Origin of the sequence: Brevundimonas vesicularis, assembly GCF_900445985.1 — a bacterium.
Classification (GTDB): Bacteria; Pseudomonadota; Alphaproteobacteria; order Caulobacterales; family Caulobacteraceae; genus Brevundimonas; species Brevundimonas vesicularis_D.
This window is the reverse complement of record NZ_UAQP01000014.1, coordinates 517,501-540,264: the sequence shown is the minus strand read 5'-3', so window position 1 is coordinate 540,264 and position 22,764 is coordinate 517,501. Positions and strand designations below refer to the sequence as shown.

Annotated in this window: 28 protein-coding genes; 18 read left to right on the top strand and 10 right to left on the bottom strand. The window is 66.1% G+C overall.

Annotation, left to right across the window (positions count from 1 at the left end):
• Positions 1 to 99: 99 nt before the first annotated feature.
• On the bottom strand, positions 100 to 564 hold the full coding sequence (locus DT343_RS11750) for a DUF3576 domain-containing protein (protein WP_017505409.1): 465 nt from the start codon (positions 562 to 564) through the stop codon (positions 100 to 102).
• A 324-nt stretch (positions 565 to 888) separates the two neighbouring features.
• Here DT343_RS11750 and DT343_RS11745 point away from each other — a divergent pair, with 324 nt between their 5' ends.
• Positions 889 to 1,308 (top strand): NtrZ family periplasmic regulatory protein, encoded by a 420-nt coding sequence (locus DT343_RS11745; RefSeq protein ID WP_258522566.1) that lies wholly within the window; start codon positions 889 to 891, stop codon positions 1,306 to 1,308.
• Positions 1,309 to 1,318: 10 nt separating this feature from the next.
• Here the strand turns inward: DT343_RS11745 and DT343_RS11740 are convergent, their stop codons facing one another.
• Positions 1,319 to 1,963, bottom strand: coding sequence for a thiamine phosphate synthase (locus tag DT343_RS11740; protein WP_220116704.1), 645 nt, complete (start codon positions 1,961 to 1,963; stop codon positions 1,319 to 1,321).
• Here DT343_RS11740 and DT343_RS11735 point away from each other — a divergent pair.
• Together DT343_RS11735 and DT343_RS11730 are read left to right on the top strand one after the other, a co-directional pair.
• On the top strand, positions 1,962 to 2,678 hold the full coding sequence (locus DT343_RS11735) for a YggS family pyridoxal phosphate-dependent enzyme (RefSeq protein WP_112863039.1): 717 nt from the start codon (positions 1,962 to 1,964) through the stop codon (positions 2,676 to 2,678). The genes DT343_RS11740 and DT343_RS11735 overlap by 2 nt on opposite strands.
• Before the next feature lie 65 nt (positions 2,679 to 2,743).
• A complete protein-coding gene (locus tag DT343_RS11730) occupies positions 2,744 to 3,430 on the top strand; it encodes a response regulator transcription factor (protein ID WP_017505413.1) in 687 nt (228 codons plus the stop codon).
• 4 nt (positions 3,431 to 3,434) lie between these two features.
• Here the strand turns inward: DT343_RS11730 and DT343_RS11725 are convergent, their stop codons facing one another.
• The gene (locus tag DT343_RS11725) at positions 3,435 to 4,034 is read right to left on the bottom strand and encodes a YczE/YyaS/YitT family protein (protein WP_112863038.1); all 600 of its coding nucleotides are present in this window, start codon (positions 4,032 to 4,034) and stop codon (positions 3,435 to 3,437) included.
• A 62-nt stretch (positions 4,035 to 4,096) separates the two neighbouring features.
• Here DT343_RS11725 and DT343_RS11720 point away from each other — a divergent pair, with 62 nt between their 5' ends.
• A complete protein-coding gene (locus tag DT343_RS11720; RefSeq protein ID WP_112863037.1) occupies positions 4,097 to 5,548 on the top strand; it encodes a PLP-dependent aminotransferase family protein in 1,452 nt (483 codons plus the stop codon).
• A 3-nt stretch (positions 5,549 to 5,551) separates the two neighbouring features.
• On the opposite strand, the gene DT343_RS11715 is transcribed toward DT343_RS11720, so the two are convergent.
• The 4 genes from DT343_RS11715 to DT343_RS11700 form a co-directional block, all read right to left on the bottom strand.
• Positions 5,552 to 6,349, bottom strand: a complete 798-nt coding sequence (locus tag DT343_RS11715; protein ID WP_112863036.1) for an exodeoxyribonuclease III — start codon at positions 6,347 to 6,349, stop codon at positions 5,552 to 5,554.
• A gap of 217 nt (positions 6,350 to 6,566) precedes the next feature.
• Entirely contained in the window at positions 6,567 to 7,067 is a 501-nt protein-coding gene (locus DT343_RS11710) for a hypothetical protein (protein ID WP_112863035.1), read from the bottom strand.
• 47 nt (positions 7,068 to 7,114) lie between these two features.
• Entirely contained in the window at positions 7,115 to 8,047 is a 933-nt protein-coding gene (locus DT343_RS11705) for a Gfo/Idh/MocA family protein (RefSeq protein ID WP_112863034.1), read from the bottom strand.
• Between the two features lie 4 nt (positions 8,048 to 8,051).
• A complete protein-coding gene (locus DT343_RS11700) occupies positions 8,052 to 9,215 on the bottom strand; it encodes a DegT/DnrJ/EryC1/StrS family aminotransferase (protein WP_112863033.1) in 1,164 nt (387 codons plus the stop codon).
• Between the two features lie 176 nt (positions 9,216 to 9,391).
• On the opposite strand from DT343_RS11700, the gene DT343_RS11695 reads away from it, so the two are divergent.
• The 3 genes from DT343_RS11695 (at position 9,392) to DT343_RS11685 (ending at position 11,919) form a co-directional block, all read left to right on the top strand.
• Positions 9,392 to 10,468, top strand: coding sequence for an AGE family epimerase/isomerase (locus DT343_RS11695; RefSeq protein ID WP_112863032.1), 1,077 nt, complete (start codon positions 9,392 to 9,394; stop codon positions 10,466 to 10,468).
• Positions 10,465 to 10,974 carry a D-glycero-alpha-D-manno-heptose-1,7-bisphosphate 7-phosphatase gene (locus tag DT343_RS11690; RefSeq protein WP_112863031.1) on the top strand — a complete coding sequence of 170 codons (510 nt, stop codon included), beginning with the start codon at positions 10,465 to 10,467 and terminating at the stop codon, positions 10,972 to 10,974. Before DT343_RS11695 ends, DT343_RS11690 begins: the two co-directional genes overlap by 4 nt.
• Positions 10,975 to 11,037: 63 nt before the next feature.
• On the top strand, positions 11,038 to 11,919 hold the full coding sequence (locus DT343_RS11685; RefSeq protein ID WP_112863030.1) for an alpha/beta fold hydrolase: 882 nt from the start codon (positions 11,038 to 11,040) through the stop codon (positions 11,917 to 11,919).
• Here DT343_RS11685 and DT343_RS11680 read toward each other — a convergent pair.
• A complete protein-coding gene (locus tag DT343_RS11680) occupies positions 11,916 to 12,890 on the bottom strand; it encodes an ABC transporter ATP-binding protein (protein ID WP_112863029.1) in 975 nt (324 codons plus the stop codon). The genes DT343_RS11685 and DT343_RS11680 overlap by 4 nt on opposite strands.
• 184 nt (positions 12,891 to 13,074) lie before the next feature.
• Between DT343_RS11680 and DT343_RS11675 the strand changes: the two genes are divergently transcribed.
• From DT343_RS11675 to polA, 5 genes are all read left to right on the top strand, one after another.
• Positions 13,075 to 13,359 (top strand): hypothetical protein, encoded by a 285-nt coding sequence (locus DT343_RS11675; RefSeq protein ID WP_220116697.1) that lies wholly within the window; start codon positions 13,075 to 13,077, stop codon positions 13,357 to 13,359.
• A 56-nt stretch (positions 13,360 to 13,415) separates the two neighbouring features.
• Positions 13,416 to 13,655 (top strand): zinc-finger domain-containing protein, encoded by a 240-nt coding sequence (locus DT343_RS11670; protein ID WP_017505425.1) that lies wholly within the window; start codon positions 13,416 to 13,418, stop codon positions 13,653 to 13,655.
• An 81-nt stretch (positions 13,656 to 13,736) separates the two neighbouring features.
• Positions 13,737 to 14,177: a VOC family protein gene (locus DT343_RS11665; protein ID WP_112863027.1), complete on the top strand. Its 441-nt coding sequence runs from the start codon at positions 13,737 to 13,739 to the stop codon at positions 14,175 to 14,177.
• On the top strand, positions 14,177 to 14,794 hold the full coding sequence (locus tag DT343_RS11660) for a DUF6655 family protein (RefSeq protein ID WP_112863026.1): 618 nt from the start codon (positions 14,177 to 14,179) through the stop codon (positions 14,792 to 14,794). Before DT343_RS11665 ends, DT343_RS11660 begins: the two co-directional genes overlap by 1 nt.
• A 37-nt stretch (positions 14,795 to 14,831) precedes the next feature.
• Positions 14,832 to 17,744 (top strand): DNA polymerase I, encoded by a 2,913-nt coding sequence (polA, locus tag DT343_RS11655; protein WP_112863794.1) that lies wholly within the window; start codon positions 14,832 to 14,834, stop codon positions 17,742 to 17,744.
• A gap of 7 nt (positions 17,745 to 17,751) precedes the next feature.
• Here polA and DT343_RS11650 read toward each other — a convergent pair whose 3' ends face one another.
• On the bottom strand, positions 17,752 to 18,906 hold the full coding sequence (locus DT343_RS11650; protein WP_112863025.1) for a hypothetical protein: 1,155 nt from the start codon (positions 18,904 to 18,906) through the stop codon (positions 17,752 to 17,754).
• Positions 18,907 to 19,065: 159 nt separating this feature from the next.
• Between DT343_RS11650 and DT343_RS11645 the strand changes: the two genes are divergently transcribed.
• A complete protein-coding gene (locus DT343_RS11645) occupies positions 19,066 to 19,269 on the top strand; it encodes a twin transmembrane helix small protein (protein WP_055755048.1) in 204 nt (67 codons plus the stop codon).
• Positions 19,270 to 19,271: 2 nt separating this feature from the next.
• Positions 19,272 to 19,844: a cob(I)yrinic acid a,c-diamide adenosyltransferase gene (locus DT343_RS11640; protein ID WP_112863024.1), complete on the top strand. Its 573-nt coding sequence runs from the start codon at positions 19,272 to 19,274 to the stop codon at positions 19,842 to 19,844.
• Positions 19,845 to 19,854: 10 nt separating this feature from the next.
• Here DT343_RS11640 and DT343_RS11635 read toward each other — a convergent pair whose 3' ends face one another.
• Positions 19,855 to 20,199 (bottom strand): hypothetical protein, encoded by a 345-nt coding sequence (locus tag DT343_RS11635; RefSeq protein WP_017505432.1) that lies wholly within the window; start codon positions 20,197 to 20,199, stop codon positions 19,855 to 19,857.
• 116 nt (positions 20,200 to 20,315) lie between these two features.
• Here DT343_RS11635 and DT343_RS11630 point away from each other — a divergent pair, with 116 nt between their 5' ends.
• The 4 genes from DT343_RS11630 to DT343_RS11615 all read left to right on the top strand — a co-directional run bounded on the left by DT343_RS11630 (position 20,316) and on the right by DT343_RS11615 (position 22,633).
• A complete protein-coding gene (locus DT343_RS11630) occupies positions 20,316 to 21,080 on the top strand; it encodes an electron transfer flavoprotein subunit beta/FixA family protein (protein WP_112863023.1) in 765 nt (254 codons plus the stop codon).
• Position 21,081: 1 nt separating this feature from the next.
• Positions 21,082 to 22,011, top strand: a complete 930-nt coding sequence (locus tag DT343_RS11625) for an electron transfer flavoprotein subunit alpha/FixB family protein (protein WP_091751778.1) — start codon at positions 21,082 to 21,084, stop codon at positions 22,009 to 22,011.
• Between the two features lie 76 nt (positions 22,012 to 22,087).
• Entirely contained in the window at positions 22,088 to 22,378 is a 291-nt protein-coding gene (locus DT343_RS11620) for a DUF167 domain-containing protein (RefSeq protein WP_112863022.1), read from the top strand.
• A 54-nt stretch (positions 22,379 to 22,432) separates the two neighbouring features.
• Positions 22,433 to 22,633 carry a hypothetical protein gene (locus DT343_RS11615; RefSeq protein ID WP_112863021.1) on the top strand — a complete coding sequence of 67 codons (201 nt, stop codon included), beginning with the start codon at positions 22,433 to 22,435 and terminating at the stop codon, positions 22,631 to 22,633.
• Positions 22,634 to 22,764: the final 131 nt, after the last annotated feature.

Here is a 22,764-nt window from a genome sequence, read left to right as displayed (position 1 = left end):
TGCGTTTCGGCGTTCCCAGCAGGTCCGACGAAACTAAACCAGTCGGCGCTCAAGTAGCCTGAAGGGCGATAGCGCCTACGAAGACACTAATGCTGGCGTTCAGCCAGCATTAGACAGGTTCAGCTGGCGCGCCTTGGTCAGGATGGCGTTTTCCAGATCGGCCTCGGTCTGGGCGGCGACCGGGGCGGCGGTCCACTGACCATCGGCGCCCTTCACTTCCTTGGTCACCGTGACGTTCAGCGCGTCGGCGCGCAGACGGGTGTCCAGAATGAAGACGGTCGCCTTGAAGCGCTCGTTCGGCGTCTGAGGGTTGATGTACCAATCATAGTTGATGACGCCGCCCCACGGATCGGCGGTCAGCAGCGGCATGAAGCTGAGGGTGTCCAGCGAGGCGCGCCACAGGAAGGCGTTCACGCCGATGCCCTGTTGCACGTTCGTCTTGGGCGCAGACTTCTTGCCGCCGACGAAGGGAATGCTCGAGCAGGCCGACAGGGACGCGCCCAGGGCCACGCCCGAGACCAGCACGACCGCGACGTTCCGAACCAGGGCCTTGTTGAGGCTCATCAAGAGAAGTCTCCGTAAACTCAGGGACGTGAGAGCCCTCGCCCGCACGCGCGCACGGCATGAGGAATGCCGACTGCCAGGCTCTATAACACGGCGAAAAGGGGCGATGACAAGGCGAAGTCGGTTCCCGTCGCATCGCGCATCGCGGTGTTTCGTGAAGGGGATGTGAGATTTCGCCGGAATCCGCCCGAATCCCGTGACGCTTGAGACACATACGCCGACAACAATGCGCGGGAACCTTGTTATCGCCGGCTCATTGCGTTGACCGCGCAGACACCCGGTGTCTAATCGCGGGGCTCACGACCATATAAGGTCGGTTCAGGGATGAAACGCCGCCTCATGGCGGGGTTCGAAGGATTTGGTATGCGGTTCGGTGGTTTCCTGGCTGTGATGATGGCGACGACGGCGATGGCCGCGTCGACGTCGGCGCTCGCCCAAAGCCGATCCACAGTCTCTCTGTCGGAAGCCCAGGCGGCGCAACGCAATACGCCGGCGCCGCAGCGTCGCGGTCTGCGCCTCAACGACCGCGGTCGGTGGGGTCTGGATTTCAACCTCAATCAGCCCGTCGGCCGCGAGACCGAATGGGGGGACGTCGAAGCCGGCGCCTACTATCGGCTGAACGACCGTCTGCGCGTCGGCGCCGCCGCCGCCGTCAGCACGCCGGAAGCCGATCCGGCCCGCGCGCCCGAAACCAACGGCCGGGCCCAGCCCCGCGTCCGTCTGGAAACCATCTTCAAGTTCTGATTTCGATCGGTCAGCGAAACGCTGACTGGATCGCACTTACCGCCGCCAGGCCGCAGGCGCCTGTGTGTGCGAGCGTTGCGGCGTTTGCTGGCGTGACCCCACCCAGCGCATAGACCGGCAGGGCGGCGGCTTTCACATGCCGTTCGAATGCAGCGACGCCCAGGGCGGATTTACCGGCGGACGCGCCGCCTGCGGGAAATACCGGCGACAGGATCAGGGCGTTCAGGTTTTCAGGCGGCGGGGATAGGCCGTGCCAAGACGCCGTCAAAATCCAGTCGGGTCGGTCCGAGCGAATGCGCGTGGCCTGCTCCGCCGCCCGTTCAGGCAGGTGGAGCCCGTCGGCGTCGATCGCCTCGGCCAGATCGGGGTCCAGCCCGACCAGCAATTTCACGTCCCGACCGGCCGTCGCTTCGCGAAGCCGATGCCCCGTCTCGACGGCGTCGGAGGCGCCGAAGGCGCGATAGATCACGGCCGAACCGGCGGGCAGGCGCGCCGCCGTCTCCCACGGTCGGGGCGTGCGATCGGGGTCGGTGAAGAACAGCATCGGCGGCAAGGCCGCGGCGGCCGGGCTGACAGCGGCGGCGGCGCGGTTTAGAGCGGTCGCGGCGTTCCAGAGCGCGCGCGCATCGTCGCTGTAACCGGCCGGCAGGATCATGACCTCTTCTTCCTCCGCTTTTTCCGCCCCGTCCATCGCCGAAAAGGTCGCCGAGGTGCGAGCGCGCATCGGCGCCGCCTGCCATGCGGCCGGTCGGGATCCGGCGGGCGTGACCCTGACTGCTGTCTCCAAGACGCAAGCCCCCGAGGCCATCGACGCCATCCTGGCGACGGGTCAGCGGATCTTCGGCGAGAACCGGGTGCAGGAGGCGCAGGGACGGTGGGCGGACCGTCGCGCAGCCTTGCCGGGCCTGGAGTTGCGGCTGATCGGCCCGTTGCAGACCAACAAGGCCGAGGATGCGGTCGCTCTGTTCGACGTGATCGAAACCCTGGACCGCGAGAAGCTGGCGCGGGCCCTCGCGCAGGCGGGCGAAAAGCGCGGCCGATCGCCGCGCGTCCTGGTCCAGGTCAATACCGGCTCCGAACCCCAGAAGGCCGGCGTCCTGCCCGACGCCGCCGACGCCCTGATTGCGGCGGCGCGCGACACCTACGGACTGACGGTCGAGGGTCTGATGTGCATCCCCCCGGCGGATCAGGACGCCGAGCCGCATTTTCAGATGTTGCGGGACATGGCCGAACGAAATGGTTTGCCGGTCCTGTCGATGGGCATGAGCGGCGACTACGAGACCGCCATACGGTGTGGCGCAACGCACGTCAGGGTGGGAACGGCCCTGTTCGGGGAACGAAATCGACCCGAAACGCCCTCTAGCTCGTAACCCGATGTGAATATTCGCACCCCCAAGCCTTGGCGCGGGGGCCAAGCCTCGCCATTGTCTGTCCCATGCCTACGCCCAAGACCATTCTGATCATCGACGACGACGACGACCTGCGCGAGGCCTTGGCCGAGCAGCTGAATCTGCATGAGGAGTTTCGCACCCAGCAGGCGTCGACCGCCACGGACGGGGTGCGGATGGGGCGCGAGATCCGCGCCGACCTGATCCTGCTGGACGTCGATCTGCCCGACATGGACGGCCGCGAGGCCTGTCGCCTGTTGCGCAAGGACGGGGTTTCGACCCCGGTCATCATGCTGACGGCGCAATCGGCGGACGCCGACGCCATCCTGGGTCTGGACGCCGGGGCCAACGACTATGTCACCAAGCCCTTCCGGTTCGCCGTGCTGCTGGCGCGCATCCGCGCCCATCTGCGCAGCCATGAACAGTCCGAGGACGCGGTCTTCACCATCGGCCCCTACGAGTTCCGGCCCGCCGCCAAGGTGCTGATGGACACCAAGGGCAAGAAGGTGCGGTTGACCGAGAAGGAAACCAACATCCTGAAATACCTCTATCGCGCCGGGGCCAAGCCGGTGTCGCGCGAAGAGTTGCTGACCGAGGTCTGGGGCTACAACGCCGGGGTCACGACCCATACGCTGGAAACCCATATCTACCGTCTGCGCCAGAAGATCGAACCGGAACCGGGCCATGCCCGCCTTCTGCTGACCGATGCGGGCGGATATCGGCTGCAGCCCTAACGGCTCAGTCGGCCAACTTCGGGCGGATCGTGAACAGCGGCAGGAAGATGTGGACCAGCGGGCCGATGGTCAGGGCGTAGAGCAACGTGCCCACTCCGACCGAACCGCCCAACATCCAGCCGACGGCGATAACAGTCAGCTCAATGGCCGTCCGCACCCATTTCACCGGCCAGCCGGTGCGCGCGACGATGCCGGTCATCAAGCCGTCGCGGGGACCGGGACCAAGACCTGCGCCGATATAGGCCCCGCTGGCCACGCCATTCAGGACGATGCCGGCGATCAGCAGGCCGGCCCGGAGCGGTAGGTCCAGGTCGGACGGGATCCAGTCCAGACCGAAGTTGGCGACCGTGCCGATAAGCAGCACATTGGCCACAGTGCCAATTGCAGGCTTCTGGCGTAGGGGGATCCACAGCAGAAGCACGGCCATACCGATCAGATTGACCACTATACCGAAGCTGACGCCGGCGGGTTTCGCGAACTGCTCGAACACCCCTTGGTTCAGCACGTCCCACGGATCCAGACCGAGATCGGCGCGGACGATCAGGGCGATGGACAGGCCGTAGAGAAATAGGCCGGCGAAGAGCTGGATCAGGCGACGGGTCATAAATCGAGCAGGTGCCCTAAACTGGCTATCGAAAACAGGGCCAGTTATGCCATTCTGGCCTGATGTCGTCGCGGTCGATCGGTCTTGGTTCCCTGACGCGCCATCTCGGCGCTTGGCGGTCGTCGGGCGCAGGCGCGGCCTATCGGCAGCTCGCCGGTGCGGTACGACTGCTGATTCTGGATGGCCGATTGCCCTTGGCGGCGCGGTTGCCCGGCGAACGGGAACTGGCCCAGGCGCTGGGCTTGAGCCGAACGACCGTTTCGGCCGCCTATGGCCGCTTGAGGGATGACGGGTTCCTGACCGGCGGGCAGGGTGCCGCTGCACGCACCAGCCTGCCGACCGGACCTGCACCGCGTGTCGAAGCGGGGGCAGTCGCCGACAAGCCCGGCCTGATCGACCTGACCGCCGCCGTCCTGCCGGCCGATCCCAATGTGCATGCGGCCTATGTGCGGGCGCTGGAGCGATTGCCGGCGAACCTGCCAGGACACGGTTATGAGACGGCGGGGCTGGAGGAACTGCGCGAAGCGGTGGCCGCGGGATATCGGCGGCGCGGCTTGGCGACCTCTTCAGGGCAGATATTGATCACGCATGGCGCGCACAACGGACTGGTCCATCTGCTGCGCCTGACGACGCGGCCCGGCGCCCCGATGGTGTTCGACCATCCCACCTATCCGCAGGCGATCGACGCCATCCTGGCGGCGGGCGGTCGCGCCGTACCCGTCGCCTTGCCGGACGGCGAGGGCGAGGAGGGTTGGGATGTCGAGGGTCTGATTGCGGCCTGCCGAAGCAGCAACGCGGCCATGGCCTATCTGGTGCTGGACCACAACAATCCGACCGGCCGCATGATGCGGGCGGCGGACCGGACGCGCTTGCTGGCGGGGCTGAAGGGGTCGGAGACCCTGCTGGTGCTGGACGAGACCCTGGTCGAACTCACCTTGAGCGGACCGCCGGCGCTCAGCGCCTCGGCCGTCGATGCGCCGCGGATCGTCAGACTGGGTTCGATGTCCAAAAGCGTCTGGGGCGGTTTGCGGATCGGCTGGATCCGCGCTGACCGGGCGGTGATCCAGCGTCTGGCCCAAAGTCGCGCCAGCTTCGATCTGGGTGTTCCGATCCTGGAGCAGCTGGCGGCGGTCGAACTTTTGAACGACGGCGGCAAGGCCCTGGCGGCGCGCCGGCCCCTCTTGCGCGCCCGGCGGGATCATCTGCGGGCGCGGCTCGCCGAAAAACTGCCTGAGTGGGTCTGTCCGCGCCCGGCTGGGGGACTGTCCCTATGGGCGCGGCTGCCGGGGCCGATCAGTTCCGCTTTGACGATCGCAGCCGAGGCCGAAGGCCTGCGCCTCGCCGCCGGTCCGCGATTCGGCGTCGACGGCGCCTTCGAACGCCGGCTGCGCCTGCCCTACACCTTGGCGGAAGATCAGCTGGACGAGGCGGTAACTCGGCTTGCGCGCGCCGCCAGGAAGGTCGGCCGGGGTCGAAAGGCGGCGGGGTCAGTCAAGCCGGTCGCCGTCTATTGAGGATCAGACGTCCAGATCGACCGTGACCGGCGCATGGTCGCTGGGACGATCCCACTCACGGACGTCGTCGTGGATGCGGGCGGTGTCCTTGACCACGGCGGGGGTCAGGCCGGGCGAGGTCCAGATGTGGTCCAGACGAAGGCCCCGGTTGGACTTGCGGAAGTCGGCGGCGCGATAGCTCCACCAGCTGGCCAGTTTCTGGGGCTCGGGGAAGCGGTCGCGCAGCACATCGGCGAAACCGCCCGTCTCCTGAAGCCGGTTCAGGGTCTCCACCTCGATCGGCGTGTGGCTGACGATCTTGGACATGTAGCGGTGGTTCCAAACATCGCCCTCTCCCGGTGCAATGTTGAAGTCGCCGGCCATGACGAGGGGGCGAGACTTGTCCTGCTTGGCCACGATCGCGGTCAGCTGCTCGTAAAAATCCATCTTGTGATCGAACTTGGGGTTCAGCACCCGGTCGGGAACGTCGCCGCCGGCCGGGATGTAGAAGTTCTGAACGTCGATGCCGGACACGCGGGCCGAAACGCAGCGCGCGTGACCCAGTTTGCAGACTTGGAAGGTGTCGCTGTCGTCAAGCGGCAGGCGGCTGGCGATGGCGACGCCGTGCCATCCCTTCTGGCCCGCCACGCGAAGGTGGGGCATGCCCATGTCCTCGAAGGCGCCGCGCGGGAACTGGTCGGTGGTGCATTTGATCTCCTGCAGCATCAGGACATCGGGCGCGCGTTCGGCGACGAAGCGGGCCACCTGGTCGATGCGCAGGCGGACGGAGTTGATGTTCCAGGTGGCGAGGCGAAGGGTCATGCCCCCGTCTAGCAGGCGCGCCGCGTAAAAAAAGCCCGGCCGCGACGGGCCGGGCTCTGGGAGGTTCGTCTCTCTCGCCGCCGGGGAGGGGGATATTCCAGGGCGGTAGAACGGCCGCCGCCGCTCGTGTGCTCAAAGTGTCACTGATGACTATAAAAGTCAAATCGTCACAATTGTCCACTTGTGCGTGCTCATTATGAAACAGTCTGGACGCGGATCAGTCTCGTGGCGTTTGCGCTTGCGGGGCCGTCGCCCATTCGCCGCGCCAGTCGTAGCTGAGCGTTACGCAGTGTCGATAGGCGCCGTCCGACCACCGACCCACCGCCTGCATCGTCAGGGGACGGGGCGCACGGACGCGACCCATGATCAGCCAGACCTCGTCGGCGCCGGGACACAGGGCGCGCGACAGGCCGCGGCCGTCGCCGTCCTGATCGATGCCGTAGATATCGTTTTCCTCGGCGCCTTGGGGCAGGACGCGTCGCGCGGCGTCCGGTCCGCCGCGCGTGAAGCCTGCCGTGCCGCGTGCGGTGGTGGAGAACAGACGTTCCACCTGCACCGCCCCGAACAGACCGCGCCGCACCTGCAAGGTCACGCCCTTGGTCAGCGCCTGGGTAATCCGGTCCGACGCATTATAGGCCAGGTAGCGGGCGTCCGCATGGGCGGGCGCCGCCGAACCGACGGCGATCAGGGCGAGAGCGGTGGCGGTGATCCGGCGCATACGTTTCTCTTCCTCAGGTTTTACGGCGAGAACGGGGCCTGATCCGATCAGTGATCGCCGAGGCAGCGCAGCGCGACCTCGAGATTGCGCAGGCCGTCTTCGCCGGTGACGGCCGGCGTTTCGCCGGTCGTGATGGCGCGGGCGAAGGCCTCCAGCTCCTTTTTCAGCGGCTCGGCCGGCCAGCTGTTCAGCATCCGGGTCGAATAGGAGCCGTCCGGCTGCTGGCCGAAATATTCGGTGACCTGGCGCGTGATCAGATCGGCGACGATGAATTTGGTCTTGGTCGCGACCTGCAGCGTGCGGGTCTTGTAGGGGGTGACCCAGTTGGTGGTGATATGGGCGATCACCCCGCTGTCCAGGCGGAACTGAAGCAGGGCCGTGTCCTCGCGGTCGGCGCGGGTGCGGGCCAGTTGCGGCTGCACCTCGACGATCTCGGAGCCCGTCAGGTGGCGGATGATGTCGATGTCGTGCACGGCCAGGTCGATGACCACGCCGACCTCGCCCATGCGGGGCGGGAACGGACCGACGCGGGTGATCTGGATCGAGATGATGTCGTCGTCAGTCACGGCTCGCTTTACGGTTTCGACCGCCGGATTGAAGCGCTCGACCTGACCGACCATCAGAACGCGGTCATTGGCCTTGGCTGCATCGATCATGCGCTGGGCGTCGACGACGCTGGCGGCGATCGGCTTTTCGACCAGGACGTGGACGCCGTTTTCCAGCAGGGCGACGCCAATCTCGGCGTGGAACCGGTTGGGCGTGGCGACGATGGCCGCGTCCAAGCCGGCGTCGACGAAGGCCTGGGCCGTCGTGACGGGCGATGCGCCATAGGCGGCGGCGACGCCCTCGGCCGTCACCGCATCGGGATCGAAGACGGTGGTCAGGTCGAACTCGCGCATTTCAGAAGCGACGCGCGCATGGTTGCGGCCCATGACGCCGACGCCGGCGACGCCGATCTTGAGGACGGGGGTGTTCGGCATCGGCTTAGCCCTTGTAGCTGGCGACGGCGGCGACGACCTTGTCCTGGGTCGCCTCGTCCAGATCGGCGTGCATCGGCAGGCTGAGGACCCGGTCCCTCAGCCGTTCGGTGACGGGCAGGCCGCCTGCGCCCTGCGGGAAGCGCTGATAGGCCGGCTGCATGTGCATCGGCACCGGATAATAGACGGCGGTGGGCACGCCCTGATCCTTCAGGTGCGCGGCCAGCCCGTCGCGGTCCTCATGCTCGATCGTGTATTGCGCCCAGATAGAAACGCCGCCGTCGATGACGTGGGGCACGGCCGAGACGTGGGGCGCGAGGCGTTCGTTGTAGCGGGCGGCGATCCGGTTGCGCCATTCGATTTCCTGACCGAAGACCTTCAGCTTCTCGATCAGGATGGCGGCCTGGATGGTGTCCAGCCGGCTGTTCATGCCGATGCGCATGGCCAGATACTTGGGATCGTGGGCGAAGGCGGCGGCGCCGGCCTCCAGGTCCTTGGCGACGACCTTGCCGTGCACGCGAAGGGAATCCATTTCCTGAGCCAGGTCGTCGTCGTCGGTCAGCACCGCTCCGCCGTCGCCGTAGCAGCCCAGGGGCTTGGCCGGGAAGAAGCTGGTCGTAGTGACATCAGCCCACTTCAGCGGATGATCGCCGTTCAGGGTGCAGCCGAAACCCTGCGCCGAATCCGAGATCAGCTTCAGCCCGTGGCGGTCGCAGATCGCGCGGATGGCGGGATAGTCGGCGGGCTGACCGAACAGATCGACGGCGATGACCACCTTGGGTGTCAGGCGACCCTCGGCCTTGACCGCTTCGATGGCCGCCTCAAGCTTGGCCGGGTCCATATTGTAGGTGTGGGCGTCGACGTCCACGAAAACGGGTGAGGCGCCCAGCCACGGCACAACCTCGGCCGTGGCCGTGAAGGTGAAGCTGGGACAGAAGACGGCGTCGCCGGTGCGAACGCCCCAGGCGATCAACGGCAGGATCAGGGCGTCGGTGCCGTTGCCGCAGCCCAAGGCGTGCTTGGCCTGGCCGAAGGCGGCGAGGTCGGCCTCGAACTGGCGGACCTGCGGACCCATGACCCAGGCGCCGCCCACGACGGCCTCCTGAACGGCGGCCTCGATCTTGCCGCCAAGGCGCTGGCGCTGGGCCTGTAGGTCGATGAAGGGGATCATGGGGGACGCTCTCCACGGGGGGATCGGGGGCGGCGGCCGGACAGGCGGGCCGCGAATGTCGGGTCGTCCTAGCAAGATCGGGCGCGCGGGCCAAATCGCGCGGCGTCACATCGCGTTGCCCTTTGCTACCGCACACAGGTCTTGGCGCCCGTCGGCTTGCGCCGTAAGCCAGCGCCATGACGACGCTTTCCGCCGCCCGGACCAGGGTTTCGAACTGGCTGTTCGACCATGCCCTGCCGCTATGGGCCGAGCGGGGCGTGGATGCGCAGGGGCGCTTCTTCGAGCAGCTGGATTTCGATGGCCGGCCGGTGACTGGTCTTCGTCGTCGCACGCGGGTTCAGGCGCGTCAGGTCTATGTGTTTTGCGAAGCGGCTGCCTTGGGATGGGCGCAGGGCCGTGCGGTGGCCAAGGCCGGGCTGGATCAACTGATAGCCGACCGCCGACGTGATGACGGCCTTTGGGTCTCGGCAACCGATGACGACGGCGTTGTGGTCGATGAGACGCCGGATCTCTATGATCTGGCCTTCGTTCTGTTCGCGCTCGCGGCGGCGCACCGCGTCTTGGGTGATGCGCGAGCGCGGCCTCTAGCGCTTGAGACGCTGGCTGCGATCGATCGGTTGATGGCGTCTTCGCATGGGGGATGGGAGGAGGCCCTGCCGCCACGCCTGCCGCGGCGTCAAAATCCTCACATGCATATGCTGGAGGCGATGCTGGCCTGGCAGGCGATTGCGCCTGATCCGGCGTTCGAGGTGGCGGCGCGGGCGTCGCTGGACCTGTGCAAACATCGCTTCCTGGTCGACGGCACGATCCGCGAATATTTCACCGAGGATTGGTCCGCCGATCCAGCGACGGGTCATGTGATCGAGCCGGGCCACCTCGAAGAATGGGCCTGGCTGTTGAAACAAGCCGGGGACGGTTCTGATCTGGCCACGGCGCTGCATCGTCGGGCGGCAGCGCAGGGTTATCGTGACGCGTTCGCCATCCGCGAGATCGGCCCGGCGGGAGAGGTGCTGGATGGCGGGCGGCGTCTGTGGGCCCAAACCGAGGCCATTCGCACGGGGTTGAGTTTTGGCGACGCAGGCGTTTCGGCACTGATCGCCGCCGTGTTCGACACGCATCTGGCGACCGCCGTGCCGGGCCTATGGGTGGACAGCTACGACGCCGACTGCCGCTCGCACGATGCAGCGGCGCCGGCGTCCAGCCTCTATCACCTGATGACCGCCTTTTCTGAACTGCTTCGGAGCGACGCATGACCGGCCTGCCCGCCGCCTTTCTGGATCGGGACGGGGTGCTGATCGAGGACAGCGGTTATCCGCATCGTCCAGAGCATCTGAGGCTGATCCCCGGCGCGGCGGCGGCGGTGCGGCGGATGAATCAGGCCGGTTATCTGACCGTGATCGTGACGAACCAGTCGGGCGTGGCGCGGGGCCTGTTCAGCGAAGAAGCTATGAACGCCTTCAACGATCTGCTGGTCGCGCGACTGGCCGAAGAGGGCGCGATCATCGACGCCGTCTATTCCGCGCCCTTCCACCCCGAGGCGATCGAGGCGCGTTACCGCCATCCCGACCACCCTGATCGCAAGCCCAATCCGGGCATGTTGCTGCGCGCCATCGCCCAGCACCATCTGGACCCGGCTCAGTCCTTCATCATAGGCGATCAGAAGCGGGATCTGCAGGCCGGAGAGCGTGCCGGGGTGGCGGGCTACCTCTTCGAAGGGGGCGATCTGGACGCCTTCGTGCGCGATGTGGTCGGTCTCTAGGACCGGGCGTCGCATTTCCTCGCCCGGTGAATTACTCTGATCCAAAATCGGAGGAAATCGCCAATGAGCGCGCCCTATCCATTCGTTGAACGCCGCTGGACCTCGCCGGATGGCCTCTCTCTCTTTGCGCGGGATTATGCGCCCGGTCCTGGCGTCGCGCGCCCGCCGGTGATCGCCATCCATGGCCTGACCCGCAACAGCGCCGATTTCGAAGCCATCGCGCCGCTTTTGGCCCAGAGCGGGCGTCGGGTGCTGGCCGTGGATGTGCGTGGACGTGGCCTGTCGGACCGTGCGCCCGACGCCATGACCTATATGCCCGACGTCTATGCGCGCGACGTGCTGGCCCTGATGGAGCAGGCCGGGATCGATAAAGCGGTCTTCGTCGGCACCTCGATGGGCGGGCTGATCACCATGGCGCTGACAGCGATGCGGTCCAAGGCGGTGGTCGCCGCGATCCTGAACGACATCGGGCCGGAGGTGGCGCCGGAAGGTCTGGCGCGCATCGCCGCCTACAGCGGCCAGCCGGTCGAGATCGGCTCCTGGGCCGATGCGGCGGCCTATGCGAAGCGGATCAATGCGGTGGCGTTCCCGCACTATACGGATGCGGACTGGGACGCCTTCGCCCGGCGCATTTTCCGCCAGCAGCCCGACGGCGAGATCGCGCTGGACTACGATCCGGACATCGCCGTGCCGATCCGAGCGGCGGGCGCCAAGGCGCTGGTCCCGAACCTGTGGCCCATGTTCCGACGCCTCGCGAAGAAGAAGCCGACGCTGCTGGTGCGGGGCGCTGCCTCGGATCTGCTGAGCGCCGACATCGCCGCGCGGATGAAGAAGGCGGCCCCGACCATGGCCTATGTCGAGGTTCCCGGCATCGGCCACGCGCCCATGTTGGACGAGGCCGAGGCCAAGGCCGCGATCTTCGAATTCCTAGCCGAGGTCGATTAGTCCCTGGTCGGATCGACCCGCGACGTGTCGCCGTAGGTCAGGGCTAGGAAGACGTCTTCCAGGTCCGGATCTTCGGTGGTGATGTCGGCGATGGTGACGCCGGCGGCGCGCACAGCGTTGATGACCTGTTCGACCGACGACTGCCCCTTCTTGTAGGCGACTGCGAAGGCGCCGCCCGGACGGGGCGTGACCTCGAAGCCGACCAGCACCGGCGGCGTCGCCTGGGGCGTTTCAGGGGTCACGACGACATTGCGGCTGTCCAGACGGCGCAGAAGCTGCGGCGTCGGCTCGCAGGCGACCACCTCGCCCCGGTTGACGATGGCGATGGTGTCGCAAAGCTCCTGGGCCTCTTCGAGATAGTGGGTGGTCAGGACGATCGTCACCCCCTCCTCGTTGATGCGTCGGACGTAGGCCCACAGCTGGCGACGCAGTTCGACGTCCACGCCGGCCGTGGGCTCGTCCAGGATGAGGATGGGCGGATTGTGGACCAGGGCCTTGGCCACCATCAGACGGCGCTTCATGCCGCCGGACAGGGCGCGGACATAGGCGTTGGCCTTGTCCGACAGGCCCAGTGCGGCCAGCAGTTCGTCGGACCGTCGCTCGTCCCTGGGTACGCCGTAAAAGCCCGCCTGCACCTCCAGCGATTCGCGCGGGGTGAAGAAGACGTCGGCGACGATCTCCTGCGGCACGACGCCCAGGGCCGCGGCGGCGTCGCGCGGCTCCTTGTCAATGTCGCGACCCCAGATGGTCACAGAGCCTTCGGACTTCTTCACCACCCCGGCTAGGATGTTGATCAGGGTCGATTTGCCTGCGCCGTTCGGGCCCAGCAGGCCGAAGACCGAGCCGCGCGGAATGACCAGATCGACGCCGCGCAAGGCCGTCTTGGGAGCAGCTTTTTTGGACCCGGCATAGGTCTTCTTCAGTCCCCGCACCTCGATGGCGTTGTCGGGCAGGGCGGGGGTCTCTGGCATGGTCGATTATTCACTCGGACGGGACGGCGAGCGGCATAGGTAGGGCGAGGGATCGCAATCGCCAACCTGTCTCGCGACAGCATCAGACAAGCAGACCTGTCCATGTGTCAACGGTGCTTGACGTCTCATAGGTGTGTGTCTAGCTTGCTTGTCATAAAGACAACCAACCTTGATGGAGATGGCCATGACAGCCGTTCAAAAAGCCAAGCCGCCCATGACCCGCACCCGCCTGATCGGCTTCGTCGCTATGGCGGTCTGCGCCATTGGCTATATTGGTGGAGGAGTGGTGCTGCTGGCGGGCAAGACTGACCAGATCGAGATGACGCATGCCGCCATCGCCGGCGCCGCCCTGTTGCTGATCGGCGAGATCGGTCTGTGGGTCGGCGCGGCCTGTCTGGGCCTGACCTTGTTCAAGAAGCGCAAGGCGATGCTGAACCGGCTGCTGGGTCGCCGGACCGCCGAGGTTTGACCTTCCGGCCTGCGCCGCCTAGGAAGCCCGCAAGCCTCTCAGACCCGGACCGGACCATGCCTCCCCGCCATTCCGACGCCATCATCCCGCCGCCCGAAGAGATCGTCGTCTCGACCAAACGCGTGGCCTGCGACGGCGGCGGCGGGGCCCTGGGTCATCCGCTAGTCTATATGGACATGGGCGAGGACGACTTCATCGAGTGCGGCTATTGCGACCGGCGTTTCGTCCTGTCGGCCCAGGCCCACGACGAGAACGAATATCTGAGCCCCGCCGCCCGCGCGCCCGAGGCCCACTGAGACCGTAACCTCAGTTCAGTCGCGGTGTTGCAGCGGTTGGGTCTATAGACGGCTGACACGCTGTTCGGACGGAGACGAGCCTTGCGCTATCTGCACACCATGGTCCGGGTAAAGGACATCGACGCCTCGCTGCACTTCTATTGCGACCTTCTGGGTCTGCAGGAGGTGCGCCGCACCGAGAACGAGGCGGGCCGGTTCACTCTCGTGTTTCTCGCAGCGCCCAAGAATCTGGAACAGTCGGCGGCGGAACGCTGCCCCGAGGTCGAACTGACCTTCAATTGGGACCCGGAAGAGTATCAGGGCGGCCGCAACTTCGGTCACTTGGCCTATAAGGTCGATGACATCTACGCCGCCTGCCAGACGCTGATGGACGGCGGGGTGACGATCAACCGTCCGCCGCGCGACGGCAACATGGCCTTCGTCCGCTCGCCCGACGGCATCTCAATCGAATTGCTTCAGGAAGGCGCGCCGCTGGCGCCGGCCGAGCCCTGGGTCTCCATGCCGAACGTCGGCGCCTGGTGATGACGGCGCGGGCGGCGGCTCTGCTGACGGTCGCTGCGGTCGTGCTGTCGGCCTGCGCCTCGACCACCGAGAGCAACACCGGCCGCACGGCGACAGAGCAGCTGCTCTTGGCGCGCGCCTCGGACCGGGCGGTCGAGGGGCTGGTCCTGCCGTTGCCGACGGGCGCTTCGGTCTTCATCGACGACGCCTATTTCCAGGGCGAGGGCACCCGCTACGCCGTCAGCGCGATACGCGGCGCGATCTCGGACGCCGGTTTCAGCCTGGCCCGCAACAAGGACGAGGCGAACGCCGTGTTCGAGATCCGCGCCGGCGCCCTGTCGCTGGAGCAGATGCGGCGCGTCTTCGGCATTCCCGAGATGCGGATCCCGATCAACGAGACCTTCAACGTCGTCTCCCTGCCGGAACTGTCGGTCTACAGCCACCGCGACCGGGTCGGGGTCGCCGAGTTTTCCGGCTTTCTCTACGAAGCCAAGACCGGTGCGCCGTTGGGCGCCGTCGTGCCGATGATCGGCACCTATCGCATCCGCAGCCACAAGGCCTTCATGGTCGTGTCCTGGGGCCAGCAGCAGGCCCAGCCGGGTCAACGCGATCCGGGATCGAGCTGGACCGAATTCTGACGCTGACGCGGGGGCGTTGGAGCCCTATGTTCCGGCCATGACCGAGACGACTGCGCCCGAAAATCCAGAGACCGAACGCCAGATGACGCAGGACGGCCCTGCGCTGCGGCTGTGGATGATCGACGCCTCGGCGTACATCTTTCGCGCCTATCACGCCCTGCCGCCATTAACGAGAAAGTCCGACGGCCTGCCGGTCGGCGCGGTCCAGGGCTACTGCAACATGTTGTGGAAGCTGCTGAAGGACATGAAGGGCGCCGATGGTCCGACCCATCTGGTGGCGATCTTCGACCATTCGGAGAAGACGTTCCGCAACACCCTTTACGATCAGTACAAGGCCCATCGCCCGCCGCCGCCCGAGGATCTGGTGCCGCAGTTCCCGCTGGTGCGCGAAGCGACGGCGGCGTTCGGCGTGCATTGCGTCGAACTGCCCGGCTACGAGGCCGACGACCTGATCGCCACCTACGCCTGCAAGGCGCGCGATGCGGGCGGGGAGGCGGTGATCGTCTCTTCCGACAAGGACCTGATGCAGCTGATCGGCGGCGGCGTCGTGATGTGGGATCCGATGAAGGACAGGCGTCTGGCCGAGCCTGAGGTCTTCGAAAAGTTCGGGGTTGCGCCTGAGAAGATGGTCGATCTGCAGGCCCTGATCGGCGACAGCGTGGACAACGTCCCCGGCGCGCCAGGCATCGGGCCGAAGACGGCGGCGCAGCTGCTAGACGAATACGGTGATCTGGACACCCTGCTGGCCAACGCCGGTGAGATCAAACAGCCCAAGCGCCGCCAGACCCTGATCGACTTCGCCGACCAGATCCGACTGTCGCGCGAACTGGTGCGCCTGACCTGCGATGCGCCGGCGCCTGAGGCGATCGACGATTTCGCCGTGCGCGATCCCGATCCCGCGATCCTGTCGGCCTTTCTGGAGACCATGGAGTTCCGCTCGCTGCAGCGCCGCGTCGGCGACGGCAAGGCCGGGCCCAGCGACGTCTCGGCCTTTGCGCCCAAGCGTGCGCCGAACCTGAGCGCGCCGGTCGCCACGCCGCGCTACGGCCAGGTCGTCGAAGGCCCGGCCGAGGTTCAGACCTTCGATCACGCGGCCTACGAATGCATTCAGACCGAAGAGGCGCTGGATCGCTGGATCGCGCGCGCGACCGAGGTCGGCGTCGTCGGCTTCGACACCGAGACCGATACGTTGTCGGCGACCCATGCGGGCCTGTGCGGCGTGTCGCTGGCGGTGGGGCCGAACGAGGCCTGCTACATCCCCCTGACGCACGAGCACGAGCCGCAGGCTGGCGAGGGCGGTCTCTTTGGCGAAGCGGGAGAGGCGCCCGAGCCGATCCATCAGCTGGACAAGCCCACGACCCTGGCCAAGCTGAAGACGTTGCTGGAAGACCCGTCAGTCCTGAAGGTGCTTCAGAACGCCAAATACGACATCGCCGTCATGGCGCGTCGGGGCATCCGCGTCGCACCGTATGACGACACGATGCTGATCTCCTATGTGCTGGAGGGCGGACTGCACGGCCACGGCATGGACGAGCTGGCGCGCCTGCACTTGGGCCACGAGCCGATTCCATTCAAGAGCGTCGCGGGGACAGGCAAGAGCCAGAAATCCTTCAAGCACGTCGCGCTGAAACCCGCCTCGGAATATGCCGCCGAGGATGCGGATGTGACGCTGCGGCTGTGGCGTATCCTGAAACCCCGCCTGGCGCGTGAGGGTCTGTCCACCGTCTATGAGACGCTGGAACGCGGCATGCCGACGGTGCTGGCGGACATGGAGCTGAATGGGGTTCGCATCGATCCCGACCGGCTGAAGCGGCTGTCCAGCGAGTTCGGCCTGCGCATGGCCGAGCTGGAGGCCCAGGCTCACGAGATCGCCGGACGGCCCTTCAACATCGGCTCGCCACGCCAGATCGGCGAGATTCTGTTCGGCGAACTGAACTTGCCGGGCGGCAAGAAGACCGCCTCGGGTCAGTGGGGCACCGACGCCAGCGTGCTGGAGGAACTGGCGCTCAGCCACGATCTGCCGCGCGCGATCCTGGACTGGCGCCAGCTGTCGAAGCTGAAGGGCACCTATACGGACGCCCTGACCGCGGCGGCCGATCCCAAGACCGACAGGGTGCACACCAGCTATCAACTGGCCGCCGCCACCACGGGCCGTCTGGCGTCCAGCGATCCCAACCTGCAGAACATCCCGATCCGCACCGAGACGGGCCGCGAAATCCGCCAGGCCTTCATCGCTGCGCCGGGCAATGTCCTGATCAGCGCCGACTACAGCCAGATCGAGCTGCGCCTTTTGGCCCATATCGGCGACATCCCCGAGCTGAAGCGCGCCTTCAAGGCGGGGCTGGATATTCACGCGGCGACGGCCTCGGAGATGTTCGGCGTGCCGGTCGAGGGCATGCCGTCCGAGACTCGCCGTCGCGCCAAGGCGATCAACTTCGGCATCGTCTACGGCATTTCGGCCTTCGGCCTGGCTAATCAGCTGGGCATCGATCAGGGCGAGGCGGGGGCCTATATCAAGACCTATTTTGAACGTTTCCCCGGCATCCGCGCCTATATGGACAAGACCAAGGCCGAGGTGCGCCAGACCGGCTTCGTCTCGACCGTCTTCGGCCGCCGGATCCACATCCCGGCCATTCACTCCAAGTCCGGCGCCGAGCGCCAGTTCGGCGAGCGCGCCGCCATCAACGCCCCGATCCAGGGCGCGGCCGCCGACATCATCCGCCGCGCCATGATCCGCATGCCCGCCGTCCTGACCGAAGCCGGCCTCAGCACGCGCATGCTGCTTCAGGTCCACGACGAACTGGTGTTCGAGGCGCCGGAAGCCGAGGCCGATCGCGCCATCGCCGTCATCAAACGCGTGATGGAAAACGCGTCGGATCCGGCCGTGGCGTTGTCCGTGCCGTTGGTGGTGGATGCCCGCGCGGCGTCGAACTGGGACGCCGCGCACTAGGATCGGGTTAGGCGGCGATCATGCCGATGTCATCGGGGACTTCGCCACGGCCCAGCAGGCCGGTTTCGAAGTCCATGAAGATGTCCATCAACTCCTCGACGCTCACGGGCGGGGCCGAGGGGCCGAAACGGAAGCGCCAATAGCTGACGATATGCTGCACGGCCCCCAGCTGGTCGCCCAGTTTCGAGAACATGGATGGGGCGTCCAGCAGGAAGTCGCGGAAGGCGATCGGGCGGCCTTCCTGGGTCAGTTTGGCGTAGGCGTCGTCATAGATGCGCAGGGTGCGGCTGACTTCGTCGCACGTCTTGATGATGCGACCGCGCAGCACATCGCGGCTTCGGGTGAGGTATTCCTTCGCGGCGTGGTCCACCTTGCCGACCGGCTTGATGGTGCGCACAGCCTCGGCGACCGCCGCGACCTCGCCCAGCAGGGCCGCGAGCGTCCATTTGTAATAGAGGAAGCCTTTCCAGCAGAAGACGCCCTCCTGATATTGCTCGGGCGCCAGACGCAGGGTCAGCCGCAGGGCGTCCAGCTGATCGCCGGGCGTGTTCGACAGGATCTTGGACGCCATCCGCCCGGCCGAATCCGAGTTTACCGCGATGGTGTCGCCGCCAAAGCTCAGCGTCACAAGCGGTTCGATTTCGTTACGCACGAAGGTCAGCATTCGCTGAAGATCGCTGTCGCTGATGGAGAAGTAGCAGGGCGCGGGATCCAACCCGCCACGTCGAAGCTGTTCTCGCAGAAGAAACGGATCCAGCGACGGAAGTTTGTCGATCAGTCGCAGGGTCTCGATGTCGGGATGGTTCGCGGGAACGCCGAACGCCTCCATCATGACGCGCTCGAAGCCGATCTGATTGACGAAGACGTATCGGCCGCCGGTCTTCAAATCCGCATCGTCGATCGGCATCACCACCTTGGTGGCCACCTGGCGTCGGCCGTTAAACAGGTCGGTTTCGTTTCGCCGCAGCCGATGTTTGATGATGAGGGCGCGGTTCAGAGCCGCTGTGCGGAAGATCGGGCGCGCGGCCCAATCAGGGTTGCGCACGGCGCCGTCGAAAGCGCTGTCGCCATTCTCTTCCCAGACGCGCAGCAGGTTCAGCACGCGAGCGGTGGAAGCCGATCCTCTCAAAAGCTCCAGGTTGCGAACGGCGCGATCAGTCATGGCGCTGACCCTAAGCCGCAATCGTCACCAAATGGCTTAGCTGGACCAGAAAAATATCCTTGGTTGATGAAGCCCGTTAAGTTGAGCCTTAGACCCGCTAGCAGAACGTTCGATGCGCTGCGCTGGCGCGTGAAGCCGATCCGGGTCTAGAACGGCTGCATGCAGATTTTCGACATTCTGATCATCCTCGCGATCCTGGCCGTGACGATCACCTTGGGCTTCGGCCTCTATTCGCTGTTCCGGGGCGGGGATTATGCGCGCAGCCATTCCAACAAGCTGATGCGCCTGCGCGTCGGGCTTCAGGCGGTCGCCGTCATTCTGCTGGTCGTCGGCATGATGTGGAAGGCGACGCAGGGAGCCTGATCATGGTGACGCTGAATAAGATCTACACCCGTACGGGCGATGACGGTCGCACGCGTCTGGCGTCCGGCGCGCCGGTGTCCAAGAGCGATGCACGCGTCGAGGCCTATGGCGCGGTGGATGAGCTGAACGCGGTAATCGGGGTCGCCCGGCTGAACAGCGGCCAGAACGACCGGATCGACGCCATGCTGGGCCGGATCCAGAATGAGCTGTTCGACCTGGGCGCCGATCTGGCCACGCCTCTGGACCCGCCGCCGGCCTGGGAGGCCTTGCGCATCGTCGACAGCCAGGTTGCGCGGCTGGAGCAGGAAATCGACTGGATGAACGAGAGCCTGAAGGCGCTCGACAGCTTCATCCTGCCGGGCGGCGCGCCCTTGTCGGCCCATTTGCATGTCGCGCGCACCGTCTGCCGACGGGCCGAACGCGAGGCGGTGCGTCTGATCGAAAACGGCGAGGCCGTGAACGTCGAGGCGGTCAAATATCTGAACCGCTTGTCCGACCATCTGTTCGTCGCTGCTCGACGCGCCAACGCCAACGGCGCCAGCGACATCAAATGGAAGCCCGGCGCGACCCGCTAGGCGAAACCGGTCAGGCGGCGGGACGGGCCGCCGCCAGTGCGGCTTTCTGACGCTCCGCCTCTGCGGCGCGGGCGCGGCCTTGGGCGGCGAGATCCTGTTCGATCCGAACCAGCTCGCGGTTCTTCTCGGCCGAAGCCTCGGCGCGCGACACGCCATTGGGACGGCCGGTGATCTGGGCGATGGAGATGGGCTGGGCGCAGATGCGGCTTTCCATATCGTACCATTTGCCCGCCGCCTCGCAGCGTTTGCCGGGCGCGACCCAATAGTCCTGCAAGGCGAAAATCCCGACGACCGTGATGCCGAACAGGCCGAAGAAGATCATCGCCAGGCGGGGAAAGGTCAGGAAACGCTTCATCTCGTGGTCCGTTGGATAGGGATCGAAGCCACAGCTTGACCCCGCGTTACGTTGACAGGCCTTCGCGACCGCTCCATGTCCTGCCCACACATTCAGGCGATTTCACGGATAGACCCATGAAGGTACTCGTCCCCGTCAAACGGGTGATCGACTATAACGTCAAGGCCCGCGTCAAGGCGGATCAGTCGGGCGTCGATCTGGCCAACGTCAAGATGAGCATGAACCCCTTCGACGAGATCGCCGTCGAAGAGGCGGTTCGTCTGAAGGAAGGCAAGGAACACCATGCCGCCGGCACCGCGACGGAAATCGTCGTGGTCTCCATCGGCGTCACCCAGGCGCAGGAAACCATCCGCACGGCGCTGGCCATGGGCGCCGATCGAGGTCTGCTGATCCAGTCGGACACGGATCTTGAGCCGCTGGCGGTCGCCAAGCTGCTGAAGGCGGTGGTCGAGGAAGAAAAACCCGACCTGGTCCTGATGGGCAAACAGTCGATCGACGGTGACAACAATGCCGTCGGCCAGATGCTGGCCGCCCTGCTGGACTGGCCCCAGGCTACCTTCGCCGGGAAACTGGCGATCGACGGCGGAAAAGCCACGGTCACGCGCGAGGTCGATGGCGGCCTGCAGACGATCGCCGCCGAACTGCCGGCGGTGGTGACGGTGGACCTGCGGCTGAACACGCCGCGCTACGCCTCCCTGCCGAACATCATGAAGGCCAAGAAGAAGGAGATCGCCATGAAGGCGGTCGCCGACTACGGCGTCGATGTCGCCGACCGCCTGAAGGTCATCAAGGTCACCGAGCCGCCCAAGCGGTCGGCCGGCGTCAAGGTGGCCGATGCGGCCGAACTGGTTTCCAAGCTCAAGTCTGCGGGAGCGCTGTAATATGGCTGTCCTCGTCATCGCCGATCACGACGGTTCGACCGTTCGCGACACCACCCACAAGACCGTGACCGCCGCGCTGGGCCTGTCGTCCGATGTGGACGTCCTGGTCCTGGGGCAGGGGGCGCAGGCCGCCGCCGACAGCGCCGCCAAGATCGCGGGCGTCCGCAAGGTGCTGCTGGCTGATAGCGCCGGTCTGGGCAAGATGCTGGCTGAGGCGGTCGAGGCGACCGTCCTGCCGCTGGCCGGGGGCTACGACGCCATCCTGACGCCTGCGACCACGGACGGAAAGAACTTCGCCCCGCGTCTGGCCGCCAAGCTGGACGTCGCGCCGATCTCGGACATCATCGAGGTGGTGTCGGCCGATACCTTCGTGCGCCCCATCTATGCCGGCAATGCGCTGGAGACGATCCAGTCGGCCGACGCCAAGAAGGTGATCACGGTGCGCCCGACCGCCTTCGCCGCCGCCGCCGAAGGCGGATCGGCTGCGGTCGAGAGCGTCGCCGGCGCCGATGCGCCCAAGACGGCTTTCGTGTCCGAGGAAATGGTCAAGTCGGACCGGCCCGAACTGGGCGCCGCCAAGATCATCGTCTCGGGCGGTCGCGCCCTGGGCTCGGCGGATGAGTTCCATGCCGTGATGGAGCCGCTTGCCGACAAGCTGGGCGCCGCCATCGGCGCCTCGCGCGCGGCGGTCGACGCCGGCTATGCGCCCAACGATTATCAGGTCGGTCAGACCGGCAAGGTGGTCGCCCCGGCGCTCTACATCGCCATCGGCATCTCGGGCGCCATTCAGCACCTGGCCGGGATGAAGGACTCCAAGACCATCGTCGCCATCAACAAGGATGCGGACGCCCCGATCTTCCAGGTCGCGGACTATGGTCTGGTCGGCGACTACAAGACGGTTGTGCCGGAACTGATGGCCGCCTTGGGCTAGGCCGAGGTCGAATCGATCTGAAGAGGGCGCGGCGCCGATCGGAGCCGCGCCCTTTTTCTTGCCCGCAGAGGACCACATGGCGAACTTGCCCATAAGGCTGCAGCCTGGCGCTGCGGCCGATCGCATTGATGGCTGGACGAGCGACGCCGAGGGAAGGCCCGTGCTCAAGGTGCGCGTCCGCGCCCGTCCGATCGAGGGAGAGGCCAACGACGCCCTGATCCGGCTCCTGGCCAAAAGCCTTGGCGTGCCGAAGTCGTCGATCAGCGTAGGACGCGGCGGACAGTCGCGCTCGAAGATGATCGTCGTGCAGGGGCTGGATGACGAAGAGCTGCGCTCGCGCATCCTCGACGTTCTTTCTGGCGATTGAGAAGAGCCAACCGGCCGGTTGGCGCGTTCTCCATTCGAACAGGAGACCAGCCCAATGACGATGGACGCCCGCATCCTTCACGCCCGCAGCGGCGTTACGCTCAAGCAGAAGGGCGATGTCTATGCGGTCTCGAGCCTGCGGCTGTCCGAGCCGGCGACTTTCTCGGAAGAGGCGGACGCCCAACGCGCCTTCGATGATGAGGTCGCGGCCTCCGAGCAGGATCCGGAACTGATGTCGCGTCTCGGCGGGGCCTGAGAAGGCGAAACGCCCGGATTTGCGGACCCCAGCTAGGCTTGAAGATTGCGATTCCTGATCGACGATCATGAGTCTGCGAGAAACTTCCCCTGTCTTGTCAGAATCCGCTTGCTGACAAATCCGCGTCTCCG